General features: G+C 65.2%; 1 protein-coding gene. It reads left to right on the forward strand.

Annotation, left to right across the window (positions count from 1 at the left end; translation table 11 throughout):
• Positions 1 to 69: 69 nt before the first annotated feature.
• A protein-coding gene (locus tag ACSF8R_RS14595; protein ID WP_434812454.1) for an IS3 family transposase occupies positions 70 to 1,247 on the forward strand; the annotation gives its coding sequence in 2 pieces (ribosomal slippage) (positions 70 to 336 and positions 339 to 1,247; 1,176 coding nt in all).
• Positions 1,248 to 1,280: the final 33 nt, after the last annotated feature.

Raw genomic sequence — 1,280 nt, forward strand, 5'->3', positions numbered from 1 at the left:
GGGCGTGAAGAACGAATCGGTGACAACTGATCGTTAGTGCTGGGAGGCGCTGACGGGAAGGATGTCATCATGCCCGGTCCATATCCCCAAGAGTTCCGCGAAGACGTCGTCGCGGTCGCAAGACGCCGCGAGAGTGGCGTCACCATCAAGCAGATTGCCGTCGACTTCGGTATCAGCGAAGCGACGCTGCAGAACTGGCTCCGCCAAGCAGATGTTGAGGAAGGCAAGCGTCCCGGTCAGACCGCGGATGAGGCTGCCGAGATACGGGAGCTCAGGCGCCGGAATCGTCTCCTCGAGCAGGAGAACGAGGTGCTCCGGAAGGCCGCGGCGTATCTGTCGCAGGCGAATCTGAAACTCGGTGGCTCCCCAAAATGACATACCCGCTCGTTGCTGAGCTCGCCGACGCGGGGATCCCCGTGACGGTGTCGTGCCGGGTTCTCAAGCTCGCCCGCCAGCCCTACTACCGGTGGCGCAACGACCCTATCCGCAGCGCCGACGTGCTCCGCGCGCACCGGATCAATGCCCTGCACGACGCTCATGCTGAAGACCCGACGTTCGGCTACCGATACCTGGCCGACGAAGCGCGCCGGGCCGGGTGGCGGATGAGCCGACGGACTGCGTGGAAACTGTGCTCGCAGGCCGGGATCCTCTCGTCCGCGCAACGCCGCCGGCGCGGGAAGGGCAAGAAGACCGGCCCGCCCGTGTTCGACGATCACGTGCAGCGGCAGTTCCGTGCCGACACCCCGAACCGGGTCTGGTTGACCGATATCACGGAGCACTGGACGAGTGAAGGCAAGCTCTACTGCTGCGCGATCAAGGACGCCCACTCCAACCGGATCGTCGGCTACTCGATCTCCGATCGGATGACCGCGAAACTCGCCGTTGACGCGCTCCGCAACGCCGTCACCCGCCGCGGCGACGTCGCCGGATGCATCCTGCACGCCGACAGAGGCAGCCAATTCCGAAGCCGCGCCATGGCCCGTGAGCTCCGCCGTCACGACATGGTCGGGTCGATGGGCCGCGTCGGCGCCGCGGGAGACAACGCCGCGATGGAGTCGTTCTGGTCGTTGTTGCAGACGAACGTCCTCAATCAGCAGCGATGGGCGACCCGGCAGGACCTACGCCTCGCGATTGTCGTCTGGATCGAGCGGAAGTATCACCGCCAGCGAGCACAGGACGCCCTCGGCGGGTTGACGCCTATCGAGTTCGAAGCAAAGCTAACCGAGCCGCTCACCCTCGCGGCCTAAACCACACCTGTCACCAGTTCGTTCTTCACGCCC

Origin of the sequence: Microbacterium sp. bgisy189, from assembly GCF_965345345.1 — a bacterium.
Lineage (GTDB): Bacteria > Actinomycetota > Actinomycetes > Actinomycetales > Microbacteriaceae > Microbacterium.